The organism is Streptomyces sp. NPDC015171, from assembly GCF_043079545.1.
GTDB lineage: Bacteria > Actinomycetota > Actinomycetes > Streptomycetales > Streptomycetaceae > Streptomyces.
This window is the reverse complement of the sequence record NZ_JBIBUO010000020.1, coordinates 79423-97232: the sequence shown is the minus strand read 5'-3', so window position 1 is coordinate 97232 and position 17810 is coordinate 79423. Positions and strand designations below refer to the sequence as shown.

The following is a 17810-nucleotide window of genomic DNA, read 5'->3' as shown; positions in this document are numbered from 1 at the left end:
TGTCAGGCGGCGAGCGCGTCGCACAGGAAGGTCGCGACGTCGTGGGTGGAGGGGTAGTCGTAGACCAGGGTCGGCGGCACCGAGATGCCGGTGATCGCGCCCAGTTGGTTGCGCAGTTCGACGGCCATGAGCGAGGAGAAGCCGAGGTCGAGGAGTTCCGCCTGTGTGTCGAGGTCCTCGGCACCGGGCAGCGCGAGGACGGCGGCGGCCTCGGACCGCACGATGTCGAGCACGATGCCGTGCCACTCCTCGTCCGGCACGTTCGCGAGCCGTTCCTTCAGCTCGGCGGCGTGCGACGGCGCGCCCTTGCCTCCGGCCGCGCGGCCGGGGTGGGCGGTGCCGTTCGGGGTTCGAGGTCGGGCGGGGGGGAGGCCAGGCGGCCGAGGCGTGCCGACGTGAGGTGCAGGCGGCGGGGGCGGCGAGCCGGGTGATGATGTCCTCGATCACGCACGGCTGGTCGGGGGTGGCGCGGCGCCGGAAGAAGTAGCCGGAGCACCACGGCACTTCACCGAAGCGTGGCAGGTGCTGCGCGGTGAGGGCGCGGGCCTCGGGCAGGCGCCGCCAGTGGATCTGCGGGCACCAGTGGTGGATGGGGTGGAACATGTCGTCGAGATGGCCGCCGAGCAGGTGCCGGGTGAGCCAGTGGGAGGTCCAGCCGCGGGTATGCAGGAGGATGTCGCCGTTCTCGATCAGCCCGGCGTGGTTGCCGAGATGGGTGACCCAGGTGACGACGGGCCGCACCAGGACGAGGGGGAGCAGCCAGTAGAGCAGGAGGTACGGCACGCCGCCCACGGGCCACAGCGCCGTGACGACGCCCGCCCACAGCACGGCCCGGGTGGCGAGGGCCCGCCAGGTCTCCCCCGGCGCGCGGGGTGACCAGGGTCAGCGCTGCGGTCTTCGGCAGCCGCCACAGGGCGTTGCGCACGATGACCCGTAGGACGAAGGCGCGGCGGCTGGGCGCCTGTCCCGCGGCGCGGATGTTGCCGGCGCGGTAGGACTGGAACATCGGGTCGTTGTTGGAGCCGAGCTTGGCATGGTGGACGTAGTGGCTGCTGCGGTAGGGCTCGAAGCCTTCGCCGAGCAGGCCCGTCAGGAGGTAGCCGACGATCCGGTTGGCGCGGCGGGTGGCCATGAGCTTGGAGTGCACGCACTCGTGGCCGAGGTTGGACAGGTGGCGTTGGCGCACCCCGATGTAGCAGACGGCGAGCAGGGGGCCGGCGACGTGGCCGATGAGGTGTCCGGCGATCGCTGCGGCGGCGATCGCCATGAGGTCCCAGGCGACGTCCCACAGGCCGGTGGTCGGGCGTCCGCAGAGCTTCTCCAGGTCGGCGCGTGCTTCCGGCCCGAGAAGCCCGACGCGCTGCACGCGCCCGAGTTCCAGATGCTCGACCTCTACGCCGCCGGCGAGGACTTCGACTTCCTCCTGGCGCTCGCCGAGAGGCTGATCGGCCCGCACCTCCCCTAGGCCCCGCAGGGCGTGTCCGTCGCCGACCACGTCCGCGACCAGTTCGGCATCGACCTGCACCGCGAGCCCCTCGGCGACCTGCCCGCTCAGATGGCCGCCCACCTGGGCATGAACGCGGACGTGCCGTTCAAGACGGTGCTCGGGCAGTACGTGGAGCACGAGCTGGAGGCCCAGAGCACCGGCGCCGCGCTGTTCCTGACCGAGTACCCGGTCGGTGGGGACGAGCCATGCGCCCGCCACGACCGCCGTCCTCAACCCCTTCGAGGTCCTGGTCGACGGCATCGAGGTCGTCCACGGCTACGAGGACGAGCCCGACGGGGCCGCGTTGGTCGACCGGGCCCGCGCGGTGGACCTGTACGACGACGAGCAGGCCCTGGCCAGAGAGGTGATCGACACGGGACGTGTTCCGGGCAGCAGCGTCGGACTTGGCAGCGGCATCGAGCGGCTGTGCATGGCCGCCCTCAGCGTCAAGGACATCAGCGTCTTCCAGCCCTCGCCCCAGTTCGGACCGAATCGCTGTCCCGGGAGGAGTGGCGATGGACCTGTCGCTGCGCCCGCTCGACGAGAGCGGCTTCGGCGCCGTCATCGATGCCGACCTCGCGACCGACGCCGAGCGGCTCGCGCCCCAGCCGGCGGCGGCCCTGCATCGGCACCGGCTGCTGATCGTGCCCCGCCAGCACCTGACCCACGCCGATCTGCTGACCGTCGCCTCCTGGTTCGGGACGGTGGACATCGGCGTCGACCGCCGGTACGCCGTCGGCGGCTTCCCCGGGCTGACCGTCATCAGCAACATCGTCGAGGACGGCGAGCACATCGGGGTCTACGACGGGGACAACGAGGAGGAGTGGCACGCCGACAACAGCTTCAAGCCCCAGCTCACCTCGGCGACGCTGCTCTACTCGGTCATCACCCCCGCACGCGGTGGTGAGACCCGCTTCGCCGACGCGACCCGCGCATACGCCGGCCTCGCCCCGGCGGTGCGGCAGCGGATCGAGCCGATGCGCGCGGTGCACTCCATCGAGCGGCTCGGCGCGCTACAGAGCCAGGCCAGCGGTGGGCAGTCGTCGATCGCGGCCGGGAGCCTGGCCGCGAGTCCGGAGGTCGTACACCCGCTCGTGCTGACCCACCCCGTAACCGGCGCCCGCTCGCTGCTGCTCGGCTCCATGGTGATCAGCGGCATCAGCACGCTCGCGGAGCGGGAGAGCCGCGCGCTGCTGGAGGAGCTGCTGGAGCACACGACCAGCGCGCCGTACGTCCACAGCCATCGCTGGGAGCAGGGCGACCTGGTCGTATAGGACAACCTCGCCACCCTCCACACCGCCTCTCCCTGTGGCAGCTCCCGCCACCGCCGGCTGCTCTACCGCGCCGCCGTCCGACAAGCCGAAAGCCCCCGCGTTCACACCGCTGGATGACCCGCGGCGAGAACACGCGGATGCCCCTGTAGCCGGCCCTAGGGTTTGTCCATGTCCGCGAAGGTTCCCCTGAAAGAGACCGCCCTCAACGCCGAGCGCATCGCCCGTATCGGCCGCGAAGTCCACGCCGCGTGCCCCGAGTTCAACACCGACGCGTTCGTCGCGTCGGTGATGGCGGACCTTCCCCGGTTGGAGCTGCGCGCCCGGATCGCCCGGACCAGCCAGGGCCTGCACGACCACCTCCCGGTCACCGGGCCCGACGCGCTCGACATCCTGCTGCGCTCGCTGCCGCCGACGCCCGCAGCCGCCGGGGTGACCAACGACTTCGGGCTGCACCTCTACTCGCCCTACTCCGACTACGTCTCCCGCTACCTGCGCACCGCCGAGCACCTGGAGCGGTCGCTCGCCGCGCTGGCCCGTATGACGGGGTACTTCTCCGCCGAGCTCCCGGTGCGGCACTTTCTCGCCGACTTTCCCGACGAGACTATGAAGGCCGTCGACGCGTGGAGCCGCGACGAGGACTTCCGGGTACGGCGGCTGGCGAGCGAGGCCACTCGGCCCCTGCTGCCCTGGGCCCCACGGATCGCGCTCCCCGCCGACGCGGGCCTGCACGTCCTCGAGACCCTCTACGACGACCCGCACCTCTACGTCCGCACCTCCGTGGCCAACCACCTGGGGGATATCGCCGCCACCCAGCCCGACCTCGCGCTGGCTACCCTCCAGCGGTGGAAGGCCTCGGGCCGGGTCACCGGCGAGCAGTTCGCCTTCCTCGCCCGCAACGCCCTGAGCAACCGGCTGAAGGAGGGCTGGCCGCCCGTCTACGCCCTCCTCGGCTACGCCCACGACGCACCCATCTCCCTCACTCCGCTCGCCCTGGAACGCACCGAACTCCGCGCCGGCGACACCCTGAACTTCTCCGCCGCGCTCACCGCCACCGCGACCGCCCCTGTGCACGTGATGATCGTGATCGCCACTACGGGGCCCGGCGGCCGGCCGCGGGAGAAGGTGGCCTTCCTGCGCCGCGCCACCGCCGAGCCGGGCCAGGAGCTGAAGCTCGCCAAGGCGCACCCGCTGCGCTCGACCGCCCGATGGAAGGTCTCCCCCGGCTCCTACTCCCTCGCTCTCCAGGTCAACGGCCGGCGCTTCCCGGCGGTCGCTTTCACCGTTCTCGACGCCTGACCCCGCGCTCCAGCCCTTCCAGCCCCGAGAAGCTGCCTCCGCGCCGCCGCCATCGCGCGCCGTGGCCCGGTCCCTGCTGTCCGCAATGCCCCGAAGGAGTGACCCGACCTGATCGAACGAGTTTGAGCGGCGACAGCCCAGAGCTCGCACGGCCCGACCCCGGCATTCGAACTCGCGTTCACCAATTGCCCTCCGATCGGGCCGTGACGGGACCAGATCCACTGCGTTTTTAGAGCATCAGTGCCACACCGACGCCCAGACGGAGGACGCCATGCACCCCACCCTCGCCCCCTTGCAGCAGCCTCCCGGAATCGAACGGCGGCCCGGCCGGCCCACCCGCGGTGTTGACGGCACGCGCACCTCAGAACGCCCGGATACGGGGTGGGCGGCATGAGTGAGTCCACTGATGCATCAGCCGACAGCGTTCCGGGACCGCGCACCACCACGCCGTCCCCTGAGCCCTCGCCGTCCGCCCTCTCGGCGGCGGCCACCGCGCTCGCGCCCGAGGGGCAGATGCGGTATGTCGACCTGACCGGCAGCCGCGAGGCGGCCGGCCGCTCGATCCGGATGCGGGACATGGCCCGCCGCCTGCCGCAGTTGGTCCGCCGCTCGCTGGCCCTGGCCTGGCGCGTCGACCGGCGGGCGACCGTCGGCCTCCTGCTGTGCCAACTGGTCACCGGCGTGATGCAGGCGCTGGGCCTGGTCGCCATCGCCGGCACCCTGACCGCCCTGCTGCGCGACGGAGACGTCTACCACCGGCTCCTTCAGGCGTGGCCCTCCGTCGCCCTGCTCGCCGGGGCCGCCGGCGTGCGCGCGCTCCTCGGCATCACCGTCAACTGGCTCTCCTCCCGGCTGGGGCCGCTGATGTCCCGCGAGGCCGAGCAGATGCTGCTCACCGGCTGCGCCGAGGTCGAGCTGTGCGCGTACGACGACCCCGACTTCAACCGCGACCGCGAGGCCGCCGATCGCGGCGCCCAGGTCACCGGCGACCTGATCAACGAGGGCCAGGACCTGATCGCCTCGGCTGCCGCCTTCCTCGCCGGAGCCATCGTCCTGGCCGGCGTGCACTGGGTGCTTCTCCCCCTGCTCGTCACCGCCAGCCTCCCGCAGGCCGTTGCCCAGGTCAGCGCCGCGCGCGTCCGCTACCTGGCGAACCTCCGCAGCAACGGCGACAACCGGATGCTGTCCGTGCTGCGCTGGCACATCTACACCAAGGACGCCGCCGACCAGATCCGCGCTGGCACCATGGCCGACTTCCTCTCCGGCCGCTACCGCAGCACCGTCGCCCGGATCAACCGCGAGGACCGGGCTGCGGCCGACCAGGGCGCCCGGATGTCCCTGGTCGGCGCGATGTGCGGGGGCCTGGGGTCGGCCGTGGTGTGGGCGGCGGTCGTGTGGCTGCTTGCGACGGGCCGGATCAGCGTCGGCCATGCCGGCACGGCGGTCTTCGCCCTGCAGACCGTCGGTATGTCGGTCCGCGGCCTGGTGGCCGTCGGCGCCCGCGCGGTGCGGACCGGGCTGTACATGGACGACTGGACCGGCTTCCTCGACAAGGCCGGCGGCTTCCGCATGCGCCGCGGCCCGCACCACCCCACGGCCCCGGAGACGATCGAGGTCAAGGCAGTCACCCACCGCTACGCCGGCAAGGACCGCGACGCCCTGTCCGGCGTCTCCCTCACCCTGCGCCGCGGCGAGGTCACCGCGCTTGTGGGCTTCAACGGCTCGGGCAAATCGACGCTGTCGAAGCTGGTCAGCGGCCTGTACCTGCCCACCGACGGGCAGGTTCTGTGGGACGGCGTCCCCACCGGCGATGCCGACCCGCAGGCCCTGTGGAAGCAGGTCGCCCTCGTGCCGCAGGACTACGCGCACTGGCCGCTGACCGTGCGCGAGAACGTCACCCAGGGCCAGCCCACCGCGCGCGGCGACCAAGCGGTCCGCGAGGCGTGCGAGGCGGCCGACGCCGACGAGGTCGTCGACAGGCTCGGGGCCGGCCTGGACACACTTCTGGCCCGCGAGTGGCTCAACGGGGAGGAACTGAGCGGCGGCCAGTGGCAGCGCATCGCTCTGGCCAGGGCGTTCTTCCGCCCTGCCGGTCTGCTGGTCCTCGACGAGCCGACGGCCAACCTCGACCCCCGCGCCGAATTCCGCATCTTCCAGCGGCTGCGGACCCTCGCGCGGGACCGGGCGGTGCTGCTGGTGACCCACCGCATCACGAACGTCGCCATCGCCGACCGCATCGTGGTCCTCGACGAAGGCAAGATCGTCCAGGAGGGCACCTACGCCCAGCTCTCCCAACAGTCCGGTCTCTTCCAGCAGTTGCTGTCCTACCAGATCACGTCTGAGCCGGACGGTGACAAGCACGAGACCCCCGCGTGAGCCGCCCCCGCGCCACTCCCGGGCGCCCCGCCGAAGCGACCACCCCCACCGCCGCGGACCTCTCCGCCCTTCTTCCGCCGTCCCGAGGTGATGACGTGCCGCTCACCCGCTCCTACATCCGCACGACCGCCGAGGCGTACCTGGCCCGGCATCCGCACGAGCGGGACTCCCTCGCCGGCCTGCTGTCCCTCCTGGGCGGCGCCGACGACCCGGCCGACCGCGCGACGCTCCCCGGTCACGTCACGTGCAGCGCGGCGGTCATCGACCGTGAACAGCGCGTGCTGCACATCGGCCACCGGAGCACAGGGCTACTCCTCAACCCGGAAGGCCACATTGAGAAGGACCGGACGCTGCTGGCCGCGGCGCTGCGGGAAGTGTGCGAGGAGACCGGCCTGCGGCCGGGCGACCTCTGTCTCACCCCGCAGTTCCTCGGCGCCCCGATCGACATCGACGTCCACGACATCGGCCCCAACCCAGCCAAGGGCGAAGGCGCCCACCAGCACTTCGACTTCCACTTCGTCTTCTACCTCGTGCCCGAGCAGCACCCCCGGCTCGCCTTGCAGGACGAGGAGATCGCCGGTGCTTGCTGGCTCGAGTTCGCCGACGTCCGCTCCTCGACGTTGCGCGCCAAGCTCCTGGACGCCCGCGCGCGGGGTCTCGACGGGAGGCCGGAGCCCGTCAACGCCTCCGCGCTGATCCACGACGGCCACGGCAGATACCTCCTCCACCTGCGCGACCAGCGTGAAGGCATCTGGGCCCCCGGCACGTTCGCGCTCCTGGGCGGCGGCCGCACGCGGGACGACGTCAGCCTGGAGGTGACCCTGCGGCGGGAACTTGCCGAGGAAGCACCAGGGCTGGAGGTGGAGCATCTGGCGCCCTACGCGCTGGAAGAGGCGACGAGCGTTGACGGCCTCGCGGTGCCGATCCAGGTCTTCCAGGCCCGCTGGAGCGGCGAGCCGGAGACGGTGGACCTGCAAGAGGGCGTGCTGCTGCGGTGGTTCGCCCCGGACATGCTCGGGCGGCTGAACCTGAGCCCCGGCCTGGGTGACCTCATCCGCCGGCACGCCGCCGAGCATCCCCCCGCCGGCAGCCCGCCGCCCCCGACCCGGCTGCTGCAAGGCGAGGCGCCGCAGGGCACCGAGCTCCACATCGTCGGTGTCCACCTCTACCTGGAGGACTCCCACGGCCGGATCCTCCTCGGCCTGCGCCACCCCGACTCGGCGTACGCGGGCAACACGTGGCACTTCCTGGCCGGGCACTGCGAGCGCGAGGAGGCGGTCAGCTGCCTGATCAGGGAAGCCGAGGAGGAGGCCGGGCTGGTCATCGAGCCGGACGACGTCGAACTCGTACACCTCGTCCACCTCGTTGACTCACCGTCCGCCCGCCCCCGGATCGGCCTGATCTTCCGGGCCCGCACCTGGTCCGGCACGCCGACCGTCCGGGAGCCCGACCGGTGCGTCGAGTGGCGGTTCTGGAACCCGAAGAATCTCCCGGACGCCGTCGTGCCCTACACCCGCCAGGCGATCGAAGGCGTGCTCGCCGGGCGCCTGTACTCGCAGCGGGGGTGGGACAGGCGATGACGACCCTGGACACGAGCCCGGCGACCCCCGGCCGGGCGCCCGGACCGGGCGACAGCGACCCGCTCTCGGGCGCGGTGGACCCGGCTGCCGCGCGCAGGGCGATGGTGGCTGAGCTGGAGGCGAGGCACGGGCTGCGGTCCGGACCGGTGCGCGACGCGCTGCTGGCACTGCCGCGCGAGGTCCTGATGCCACAGGCGTACGTGCAACGCAGCGCGCAGGGCGAGGATCCGCCGCGGTGGGATCTGCTGGACTGGTCAGCGCCGCAGGACCGCCCCGAGTTGCTCAGGCTGCTGTACGGCAGGGGCAGTGTGCTCGTCCAGCACGACGGGGAACCGCTGCTAAGCCGGGCCGGCGGGTCGCGCTCGGGAGCTTCGATCACGTCGATGTCGACGGTGATGGGCCTGACCGCCTCCCTGCTGGAGGAGCTTGAACTGTGTCCCGGGCAGCGGGTGCTGGACGTCGGCACCGGTGCGGGGGTGACCGCCGCGGTCGCGTGCGAGATCTGCGGCGACCGTGGAGTGGTCACCCTCGACCGGGACCGGCATCTCACCGACGCGGCAGCGGTCCGCTGGCCGACCTGGGTTTCCGGCCGCAGATCGGTTGCGGCTCGGGCGAACAGGGAGTGGGACCAAACCCCGCCAACGGTGATGAACAAGCAGTACCCGAGCGAGATCCTCATCGAAGACCCACACCTCTGCGGCAAGCGGCTCCGAGGGCCCCTGGCGGGCGGTGGCCAGCCACTGGCCAGCGCCGTCAAACTCCCCCCTCGCCAGCCGGACGTCGGCGGCTGCGGCCTCTACTACCCGTGGATCAAGCGCATCGTGAATCATCGGGACAACGTAAGGCCAGGGTCTGACACCGGGGTGGCCCCGGACAACGTCCCGGACAGCCACGCGACGCTCCGACGCAGGTCACAGACGAACTGGACGTCTCGATGGTCGGTAAAGAACCAGCGTTTCCACGGCCGGGAAGTACGGGGGCTACGGACGTGGGCGCCAGAGCTGGGGGCGGCCGCGCCGCGGCTGGTCGCCGCCGACGAGACCCTGCGGGCGGTGGTCCTCACCGCGGTACCGGGCCGCCCGCTGCACGGCACCGTTCTTGCCCCGGACCGGGAGAGGGCGGTCTTCCACCGGATCGGCACGCTGGCGCGCCGCATCCACCAGGCAGCTCCCCCACGGCCCGCGCCTACCGGCAGCGGCCCGGCCGTCGACAAGGCCGACCGGCACCTGGCCGGGGCACGGTCTCATCTGCTCCCGGGGGACGAGGAGTTAGTCCGCGAGCTCGTCCGGCAGGCCGAGAACCTGCCACCGCTGGAGTGGGTGGAGACCCACGGAGATTTCCAGCTCCGCAACATCCTCTACACCCCCGACGCCGCGACCGGCCTGGACGATCCCGACGTCTTCGTGGCGGTGATCGACCTCGAGCGCAGTGAGCCGGGACCGGCCGTACGGGATCTGGTCCGCCTTTCCGACGCCTGGGCCGGTCGCCCCGACCTGTTCGAGGCGTTCCTGTCCGGGTACGGCAGGTCCCTGACCGCCGCCGAACAGGCCCGCCTCCTCATCGACGCAGCTCTGGATTCCGTGAGCGGGATCTCGTACGGCGCCGCCCACGGTGACCCCGAACTGGTCGAACGCGGCCAGCGGACCCTGGCCCGCCTGCGCGCCGAGCACTGTGCCGCCCTCTCATCGACAGGAGATGCGACGTGAACGCCGACTCGGCACCCACTGCTACTGCCGCGGCCGAGCCGCGCGACGCCGCCGGACGGCCGCCGGTCCGCGCGGCAACCCCCACTGACGCCCAAGCCATCACCCGGATGCGCTCCGAACATGTCCTGTCCGCACCGTTCACCGAGGACTGGGTCCGGCAGTGCACAGACGAGCTGGCGCCACGGCTCATGCCAGAGGGAGACGCCCGAGCCTTCGTGATCGACGCCCCGGACGGCACGATGGCCGCCTGCGCTCTCGGCCTGATCCACCCGGTGCTCCCGGCCCCGGCCTATCCCCGGGGCCGGGCCGCCCGCGTGCAAATCGTCGCTACCCAGCCCGAGTTCCGGCGCCGCGGTTACGCCCGAGCCGTCGTATCCGCGCTCCTCGACCACCTGGCCGACGTCGAGGACGTCACGCTGTTCGAGCTGCACACCAGCCCGGAGGCCGCTCCCCTGTACCGGGAGCTCGGCTTCAGCGGCAATCCGGCGCTGATGCGGATGACCCGCCACCGTCGACGTGCGGGTGCCGTACCCGTTGCGCAGCCGGATTCGACGTAGTTGCCGCCGCAGCAGTACGCCGACGCCCTGCCCCGGGCGGCCGCGTACGTGTGCCTCTACGTCACCGACGAGGGCGACCGGCCGCTCCAGCTGCACTCCGTCTACTCCCCCGGCCACCCCTGGCACATGATCGGCGGCGCGATGGATCTTGGCGAGCGGCCCTGGGACGCGGTGGTGCGCGAGTGCCGGGAAGAGACCGGCATAACCGCCGCGGGTCCGCCCCGGCTGCTGGCCACCGTGTTCGGACAGCCCCGGGCACAGCGTCCGTACAGCACGCTGCAGCTGATCTTCGACGGCGGTCGTCTCACCGCCGAACAGATCCGGGGCATCACGCTCAATCCGCGCGAGCACGACGAGGTCCGCGTCCTGCCCCTGGCCGAGTGGGAGGCATTGATGCCGGCCCGTGATTTCGTGCGGCTGCGCGCCGTGGAGGAAGCCCGCCGCACCGGCGTGGCCGCATACGTCGACACCTGGGGGAACGCATGACCAACAGCGGCATCGTCTTGATGTCCGACCGGCGAGTCGCCGCGATCCCCGTCCAGGAGTACGGCGAGGCCCTCCTCGACGCCCGGGTGCACGGCCTGATGGTGGACGACCGCAAGCAGGACGCTGCGGGCGCCTGGACCCACGTCCGCCGGGGCGTGCTCACGCGGCTCCAGCAGGCGCAAACGCTGCTCCCCGGCGGTGTGCGGTTGCTGTTCATCGAGGGCTACCGCCCCCCGTCCCCCTGCAGCGCCGGTACTTCGAGGAGTACTCCGACGAGCTCGCGCGCGCCCATCCGGACTGGCAGGCCGCTGCGATCCGGGAGACCGCCAGCCGCTTCGTATCGCCTCCGGAGATCGCGCCGCACTCCGCCGGCGCGGCCGCCGACGTGACGCTCGTCGACCATCGGGGCCGCGAACTGGACATGGGTACCCGGGTGAATGCGTCGCCGGAGGAATCTTCCGGCGCCTGCTACACCGACGCCCCCAACCTGAGCGCCCGGGCCCGCACGAACCGGGCCACCCTGGGCGCCGCGCTGTTCACCGCCGGGTTGATCAACTACGGCACGGAGTGGTGGCACTGGTCGTTCGGCGACCGGTACTGGGCGCTGCAGACCCAACAGCCGGCCGCCTTCTACGGCCCCGTCGAACTGCCCTGAAACCGACCAGCCTGCCTTTCACGAACTAGGGGCGATCTGTGGGAATCACCCGGGCCGACTGGTCCGAGCACTACACCCAGGGGCGAGGTTTCCGGCGGCTCGGGACCGAGGAGAAGACCTTGCTCGTCGAGCACGCACCGGCGCCCGAGGGCGGCCGCGCGCTCGACGTGGGCTGCGGGACCGGTTGTGTCGGCAGACACCGTGTCTCACGCAGGTCGTGTCGCTTCACGTGAAGCCGGAACCCGCCGTGTGTGTCGCTGCGGTGATCCATCGTGTCCCTACCCCCTGCGCGATCGTGTGGTTGACATCACACCCCATGTTCGGCGGGCGGCGCAGCTGGAACGATAGGTGCACGCCAGACTTCGGATGTAGGCGTCCTCGCTACGTAGTCCTCGGGTGGCGCCCCGACCTGATCGATCGAGTCCCCGCCGAGACGGGATCAGCCCTCGACATTCGCACCTTCATGAAGCAGCGAACAGTGGCCACTTGTGCCCCTGGCTACACTCTCGATCATGAACCCGATCGCGCTGTCCGACATTGAAAAGGCTCTGCGATCCAGTTGGGGCGCCGACACGTGCGCCCCCGAGGACGTGAGCAGTTGGCGCCCGGACAATCCGGCGCGCGGCCAATGCGGTGTGACCGCCATGGTCGTGAACGATCTCCTCGGCGGCGATCTGGTGTACGGAGAGGTGCGTGTCAGGGGGGAGTTCGCCGATTATCACTGGTGGAATCGTTTCGGCGACCTTGAGATCGACCTGACGAGGGAGCAGTTCGTGCCGAGCGAGGTCATCGGCCCCGGCACGACTGTGATGCGGCCGGCGGGTCCACCCGGCCGGTGCCGTGAACAGTACGAGTTGCTGCGTCGTCGCGTTTTCGCGCACCTCGGCGTCACCCAGGGCGTCAGCCGAGAGGAGCGCGAGGAGACCGGAGGTCATCTCGCAGACACAGAGGTGTAAGCACCATATTGTGATCTTTCATGACCATTGCTGATGATCACATAACGGCGCGCGTAAAGCTGCCGCGAACGTATCTCCTCTGGCTCAGCGGAGCGTTCACGTCCCAGCTAGGGGACGCCGCCATGTATTTCGCCCTCGGCTGGGCGGCAACCGCGCATGGGGGCGGCGCAGGAGGGCTCGTGCTCACTGCCGTTGCCCTTCCGCGAACCCTGTTCCTTCTCATCGGAGGGGCAGTCGCAGACCGGTTCTCTCCCCGGCGCATCTTGATCATCGGTGACTCTCTGATGCTTGCCATGACCATAGTCGTGGGGCTCACAGCGGCCACACAAGGATCCACCCTGTGGTTGCTGCTGGGTGCCGGAGTGGTGATGGGGACCATCGACGCCTTTTACCTCCCGGTGTCGGGCTCGATGCCGCGACGAATGGTTGACCCGAACGGTCTTGACCGTGCCGTCGGTCTCAGCCAGACGGGCAGCCAGATGATCTCGCTGGTCGGGGGCTCGCTGGGCGGTGCCTTGGTGTCGACCGGTGGCCTCGTCGGCGCAGCTCTCTTCGACGGCCTGACATTCGCGTTCGCTGTGATCGTTGCCGTGCTCATTCGCCCTCGCTTCGAGGTGCCCCTGCCCGCTCAGCGTGCGAGCCTGCTGCGTCAAGCCGGCCAGGGTGTGACCTTTTCGCTGCGTCACCCGGTGCTCCGCCCTGCGCTGATGCTGACCGGCGCAGTCGCAGGCTTTGCCATCCCCGTCGGGTCCCTCCTTGTCCCTCTCCTCGCACGGGAGAACCGCTGGGGCGCACAGGCCGCCGGCGTGGTTCTGGGCGGCCAGGCGCTAGGTGCCCTCGTCGTGGCCCTGCTCGTGGCGCGCCGAGGCGCCCTTCGTCTTCCGGGCCTTATCGCAGCCCTGAGCGCGGTTCCCATGGGCCTCGGCATCTGGGTGCTCGCACTGACCGAGCAGGCCCCGATCGCCGTGGGGGCGGCCACCGTGTTCGGCCTCGGTCTGGGCCTGTTCGTCACTCATCTCGGCCCGCTGATGCTGGGAGCCAGCCCGGATACTCACCTCGCCCGGGTTCAGTCGCTCATCACCTTGGTGCAGAGCCTGGTCCTGGTGGTTACCCTGAACCTTCTCGGCCAACTGGCCGATGCTGTTGATGCCTTCACCACAGCGGTGGTGTGCGCGGCCGTGCTGGCCGGCGCGGGCTTGATGGCCCTGGCATCCGCTCCGCTGCGAAACGCCACCATGCAGCAGGAGGAAGCGTCGTGAACAGCTCTGTCTCAGTCGCGGAACACGCGGACAGCGCAGAAGGGGCCTCACAGACCGGATGGCAGCTGGTCCTTCCCCCGGACCACCGCTCAGAGACCGATCGCAAGGCTCGCGGACCGCGCGACACACACCGTGCTGCTCGCGGGGGAAGAGGCCCGCGCGCTGTTCGACTGGTGCCGCCGTCGCGCGGTTCCGGCGGCGCGGGCCGTTCAACGGTTGACCGAATACCTGGCCGAACGCTGGACTCAGCACATGTGTCCTGAGCCCGGGGCGACGGCCCGGGAGATCTTCAGGGAAGGCACCCGGGACGTCATGGCCACGGCCAGCGCGAAGCTTCCCGGCTGTCCGGGATCCCTCTCCATGGCTCCCCTGTGGTGCTGATCGTGGCCGTACTCATAGCGGGGGCCGGTGAAGGTCCCCAACTGGCCGCCTTGTCCGCCATCCGTCACCGGGAGGCTCCAGAACCCCTGCGCGGCCAGATCTTCACCACAGGCGCCAGCTTGAAGATCACCGGATTCGCCCTGGGGGCGGCGGTTGCCGGGCCCATGGCGACCTGGTCCCTTCCAGGTGCCTTGGCCCTCGCAGCGAGCGTGGCGGTCGGTCCTCGCCGCACTGGGTTTCTTCGCCATCCCGTCAGCATCTGCCACCCCGTCCGAGGACCGTGCGACATCGGATTGATCAGGCGCGGGCTGCCGGAGGTTTCTTGGTCCACTGGCTGGTGCGGGGGCCTTTTCGGGTGAGGCGCCTGGTCATCCTGGTGATGAGTGCCCAGTTCAGGTGGGCTTCGGAGTGTTGGGGCAGCCGTTCGTAGTCGCGTGCATTGCGGCGGGCGTTCATGCACCAGCCGATCGTGCGTCGACTTTCCAGCGGCGGGGCAGGACGACGAAGCCCTTGGTGCCCTTGGGCCGGGAGACGATGCGCAGGGTGAGCCAGAGGCGGTCGCGGGCCCAGTCGACACGGCGCGTCCTCGATCGCCGCCCACCGCTCGTCCTCGTCCGCGACCGACGCGAGGATGCGGTGAACGGTGAACGACACACCCTCCTTTCGGCGCCCCTCGGGCCACCGATTGGCTGTGTAGCGCCAGTCCTCCACCGTCCGACGTTCGACGCCTATGTCATCCGCGAACAGCTGCAACGACTCCGTCACCGTGAACAGGTCGTCCGTGCCGTTCGGCATCGACCCGCCCACCGACCTCATCGGCTCGATCTCCCACGCCATGTCACCGAAAGCAAACTGCGCCCTTGCGACCTGCGCGATCAACTCATTCGCCCGGGTGACGAGCTGTTCGTAACGCTGCCGGGTGACGTTCCCGATCCGGTCGGCCACGTCGGTCATAATGACCACCGCCCTCGCCCGGATCCGTCCCGGTCACCACGACGTGACCGGTCAAAGGGGCGCCGGCCCCGGTCACCATCCGCCGTGACGGGCGCGACACGCCGGGGCAGGGTGTGAGCCAGGGGCGCTCGAAGCGCACGGGCCTGACTCCGAACTACCCTGCAAAACTTGGGGTGTTCGAGGAGCCCGCGAGGCGTTCGGCTACAGCGTTTCCGTAACGCCGTTCCGCGACGCCCGCCGCTGACGGCAGGCCCGCACCCGGCAACGGTCCGAGCAGTACACCGCCGCCCTCGACCGCTCCACCCCCACCGTCCACGACCGCCCGCACACCGGGCACTCCGTCCGCTCACCCCGCTGCCTCGCGGCCACCCGCTGACGGGTTCGCTGAAGCCTGCGCCACTGCCGTGTGACCTGCACCGACCCGAGCAGAACACCGCCTCCGTCCCCATCGTCCGCGGCAGCGGATCACCGCACTCCCGGCAGTACCGCCGAGTCGTCCCACCAACCCCCACAACTCAGATCATCCAGCCGTACCCACCTCTCGGCCAGGGATCAAAAACACCTACTTACCGGACTGTGAGCTGCTTCCGGTACAACCCGCCGCAGCTGACAGCAAGGCCTCCACATGGAGTGGTCGGCCCATCAGGAACTGCTCCAGGCGTCGGCGTCCCAGTAGCCCTCGTGGCGGACGCATCCGGCGTCGGCGACGACCAGTCCCTCGCCAGCACGTCGGCCGGGGCTCAGCGACAGCGCGACACCGTGGTCGTCAGTCGTGTGGATCTCTGGCAGACCGGTCCCATTGCCGCTGCCCGGGTCGGTCCCCGGCTCCGTCGTCACCTTCCATCCCCGCTCGGACCACTGCCTGCGAAGGTTGGCAACCGCCGCGCGATACCCGGCGTCGCCGTCCTTGACATCCGGGGCCCAAGAGACGGATGGCTGATCCCGGCGGGTGTCATCTCGGTCGACACCGAGGTCGTCCACGCAGGATGCGCTGGCCGTGGACTTTCCCAGGATCACGGAATCCGGATCCGATCCCAGGAAGCGAACTGTGTCCTCGCCGGCGGCCTGCATGTCGCGTACGTGCTCCAGAAACTGTGCCTCGGAACGGATGGGACCACCCGCCACGGCGGTGCAACCCGTGACGGACCCCACGAGCAGGAACACCACGACGGCCCCGGCAACGGACACCCCCGTGGCCCTGAACCGGCGGCGGAAAGCGGACGCCGCGGGAGCGGCGGAAGGAGTAAGCCTCATGAAGCCATCCGAACACCGTCACCCGGGCCGACGACACCGTCGCCGTACTCAGTCTCATACTCAAAAAGGCCAGAGTGCCCGGATAGTCCTCATGACCCCTCTGAGGCTCTGAGCACCTATCTGGCGACCGCGCTGCCAACGGTCAGGGGTCGCCCCGGCGCGGTCGGCCCCACCACGGTGGACCGGGCCGTCTGGAGCGGCACCCTGGCGGGCGATCTTCCTTCGTGTACGCGGGCGCAGTCCTAGGCAGTGTGCGGACAACTAGCCTTTCTTCAAATGATATTGACGCCTTTCATCTTCTCCAGGATCCGCTTCCGCCGGCCAACGGGCGGCCGCCCCAACACCGCGACCGGCAACGACGGCTCCAGCACGGACCACTGCCCGCCAGAAAGATCCCTTCGCCGCACACCTAGGTCATCGCGACGCGAGACAGGGGTGGGCCGCCGCTTCAACGGCGAAGCAATCATCTCTTGGCGCGATCTGAGAGAAGCCATTAGACAACCAATTCTGAGATGGAACACCGGGAGAAAACGACAGCTAAGACAAGATGATCACAGCTACCCCTGTCGGTCGCCCAGCGCGGCTTTGACTCGCCGTATAGATGGTTCCGTTGACTGCGGCGGCGTGATCCGGTTCAGTACCGAGGCCCACTCAAGGACGATGGTGGCGACGAGCTCCGCCTCTCGCTCGTGCTCCTGGCCACCTGCTCGACCGCATGACCGGGTGACACCGCCTCAAGGGCGTCTCCTGTCAGACGTCAGGACCGCTGAACACGAACACCCCCAGAACGATGGCCGCCGCCAGCAGGCCCAGCAGCGCGCAGCGGGCGGAGCGTGCGAGGCGGCGGACACCGGGAGCGAAGTAGAGCGGGGTCAGCACGGCCGCAGCGAGGCCGACCTGGATCAGCGTCACCTTCGCCGACGGGATCACCAGCGCCAGAGGCTGTGCCCAGGCAGCGGACAGCACGGCGAGGAGGAGGCTGGGACCGAACGTGATCGCTGCCGTGCAACTCCAGGAGAACAGGGCCAGGTACCGCCAGACCGGCCAGTCAGCCAGATCGCGGTGTTTGATGCTCCGAGGGGTGTTCACCTGCCGAGCCTGCGGCCAACGATCAGGCGACGACATGAGTACACGTACTCATCTAAGCCGCGGCCGGCACTCACAGAAGTGCCGTTCCGGCCAGAGGGCTTCCGGCCGTAGGCACCGCGTAGCGTCAGCCCGCGAGCCCATTTCGTCGCTTCCTGTCTGCTGGAGGCCAGGTCACAGGTGTCGTCGTACGACGGTGCTCGCGCACGCGCCCTTCGACGCCGTGTCCTGGGCGTCACCCTGGACGAACTGGCGCCGTCAGGCATGCCTCCGCGACCTGGAAAGGGGCGTGCGTCGCCCTGTGAACGGTGAAGAAGGCGCAAACTCCCGTGGCCGCAGTCCGAACTGGTCCCGATCAGCCACAAGGGGCCGGCCGACCCGCCCCGGTGGACGCCCGAGGTGGCCGCCGCCGACGGCGCCGCCCGCACGTTCCGCGTCGATGCGGTCACCGGAAACGGCCGCAGGGCGTGGGCCGAGACGGACCGGGACGAGGCTGGCAAGCAG

12 protein-coding genes and 6 pseudogenes are annotated in these 17810 nt (G+C 70.3%); 11 read left to right on the top strand and 7 right to left on the bottom strand.

Annotated elements, in window-relative coordinates; all coding sequences use genetic code 11:
- Window positions 1-2: 2 nt before the first annotated feature.
- The 3 genes and pseudogenes from ACF073_RS35795 to ACF073_RS35785 all read right to left on the bottom strand — a co-directional run.
- Entirely contained in the window at window positions 3-260 is a 258-nt protein-coding gene (locus ACF073_RS35795) for an acyl carrier protein (protein ID WP_392075654.1), read from the bottom strand.
- Window positions 261-567: 307 nt separating this feature from the next.
- Window positions 568-828 (bottom strand): annotated as a pseudogene (locus ACF073_RS35790) (fatty acid desaturase); the annotation flags it as partial.
- A 130-nt stretch (window positions 829-958) separates the two neighbouring features.
- A pseudogene (locus tag ACF073_RS35785) lies at window positions 959-1267 on the bottom strand (fatty acid desaturase); the annotation flags it as partial.
- 734 nt (window positions 1268-2001) lie between these two features.
- On the opposite strand from ACF073_RS35785, the gene ACF073_RS35780 reads away from it, so the two are divergent.
- The 11 genes and pseudogenes from ACF073_RS35780 to ACF073_RS35730 form a co-directional block, all read left to right on the top strand.
- A complete protein-coding gene (locus tag ACF073_RS35780) occupies window positions 2002-2760 on the top strand; it encodes a TauD/TfdA dioxygenase family protein (protein ID WP_392075653.1) in 759 nt (252 codons plus the stop codon).
- Window positions 2761-2928: 168 nt separating this feature from the next.
- A complete protein-coding gene (locus ACF073_RS35775) occupies window positions 2929-4056 on the top strand; it encodes a hypothetical protein (protein ID WP_392075652.1) in 1128 nt (375 codons plus the stop codon).
- A gap of 513 nt (window positions 4057-4569) precedes the next feature.
- A complete protein-coding gene (locus tag ACF073_RS35770) occupies window positions 4570-6432 on the top strand; it encodes an ABC transporter ATP-binding protein (protein ID WP_392075669.1) in 1863 nt (620 codons plus the stop codon).
- Between the two features lie 95 nt (window positions 6433-6527).
- The gene (locus ACF073_RS35765; protein ID WP_392075651.1) at window positions 6528-8012 is read left to right on the top strand and encodes an NUDIX domain-containing protein; all 1485 of its coding nucleotides are present in this window, start codon (window positions 6528-6530) and stop codon (window positions 8010-8012) included.
- Window positions 8009-9718, top strand: coding sequence for a phosphotransferase (locus tag ACF073_RS35760; protein WP_392075650.1), 1710 nt, complete (start codon window positions 8009-8011; stop codon window positions 9716-9718). Before ACF073_RS35765 ends, ACF073_RS35760 begins: the two co-directional genes overlap by 4 nt.
- Entirely contained in the window at window positions 9715-10275 is a 561-nt protein-coding gene (locus ACF073_RS35755; RefSeq protein ID WP_392075649.1) for a GNAT family N-acetyltransferase, read from the top strand. Before ACF073_RS35760 ends, ACF073_RS35755 begins: the two co-directional genes overlap by 4 nt.
- Window positions 10276-10761: an NUDIX domain-containing protein gene (locus ACF073_RS35750; RefSeq protein WP_392075648.1), complete on the top strand. Its 486-nt coding sequence runs from the start codon at window positions 10276-10278 to the stop codon at window positions 10759-10761. It abuts the gene before it with no gap.
- Window positions 10758-11416, top strand: a pseudogene (locus ACF073_RS35745) (M15 family metallopeptidase). The gene ACF073_RS35750 and the pseudogene ACF073_RS35745 overlap by 4 nt, the downstream one beginning before the upstream one ends.
- A 512-nt stretch (window positions 11417-11928) precedes the next feature.
- Entirely contained in the window at window positions 11929-12372 is a 444-nt protein-coding gene (locus tag ACF073_RS35740) for a hypothetical protein (protein ID WP_392075647.1), read from the top strand.
- Window positions 12373-12392: 20 nt separating this feature from the next.
- Window positions 12393-13631: an MFS transporter gene (locus ACF073_RS35735; RefSeq protein WP_392075646.1), complete on the top strand. Its 1239-nt coding sequence runs from the start codon at window positions 12393-12395 to the stop codon at window positions 13629-13631.
- Window positions 13632-13993: 362 nt separating this feature from the next.
- A pseudogene (locus ACF073_RS35730) lies at window positions 13994-14371 on the top strand (hypothetical protein); the annotation flags it as partial.
- Here the strand turns inward: ACF073_RS35730 and ACF073_RS35725 are convergent.
- The 4 genes and pseudogenes from ACF073_RS35725 to ACF073_RS35710 form a co-directional block, all read right to left on the bottom strand.
- Window positions 14310-14587 (bottom strand): annotated as a pseudogene (locus ACF073_RS35725) (IS5/IS1182 family transposase); the annotation flags it as partial. The pseudogenes ACF073_RS35730 and ACF073_RS35725 sit on opposite strands and share 62 nt — an antisense overlap.
- Window positions 14588-14633: 46 nt before the next feature.
- A pseudogene (locus tag ACF073_RS35720) lies at window positions 14634-14807 on the bottom strand (hypothetical protein); the annotation flags it as partial.
- An 801-nt stretch (window positions 14808-15608) separates the two neighbouring features.
- On the bottom strand, window positions 15609-16133 hold the full coding sequence (locus ACF073_RS35715) for a hypothetical protein (protein ID WP_392075645.1): 525 nt from the start codon (window positions 16131-16133) through the stop codon (window positions 15609-15611).
- 837 nt (window positions 16134-16970) lie between these two features.
- Window positions 16971-17309 carry a hypothetical protein gene (locus ACF073_RS35710; protein ID WP_392075644.1) on the bottom strand — a complete coding sequence of 113 codons (339 nt, stop codon included), beginning with the start codon at window positions 17307-17309 and terminating at the stop codon, window positions 16971-16973.
- Window positions 17310-17810 lie beyond the last annotated feature (501 nt).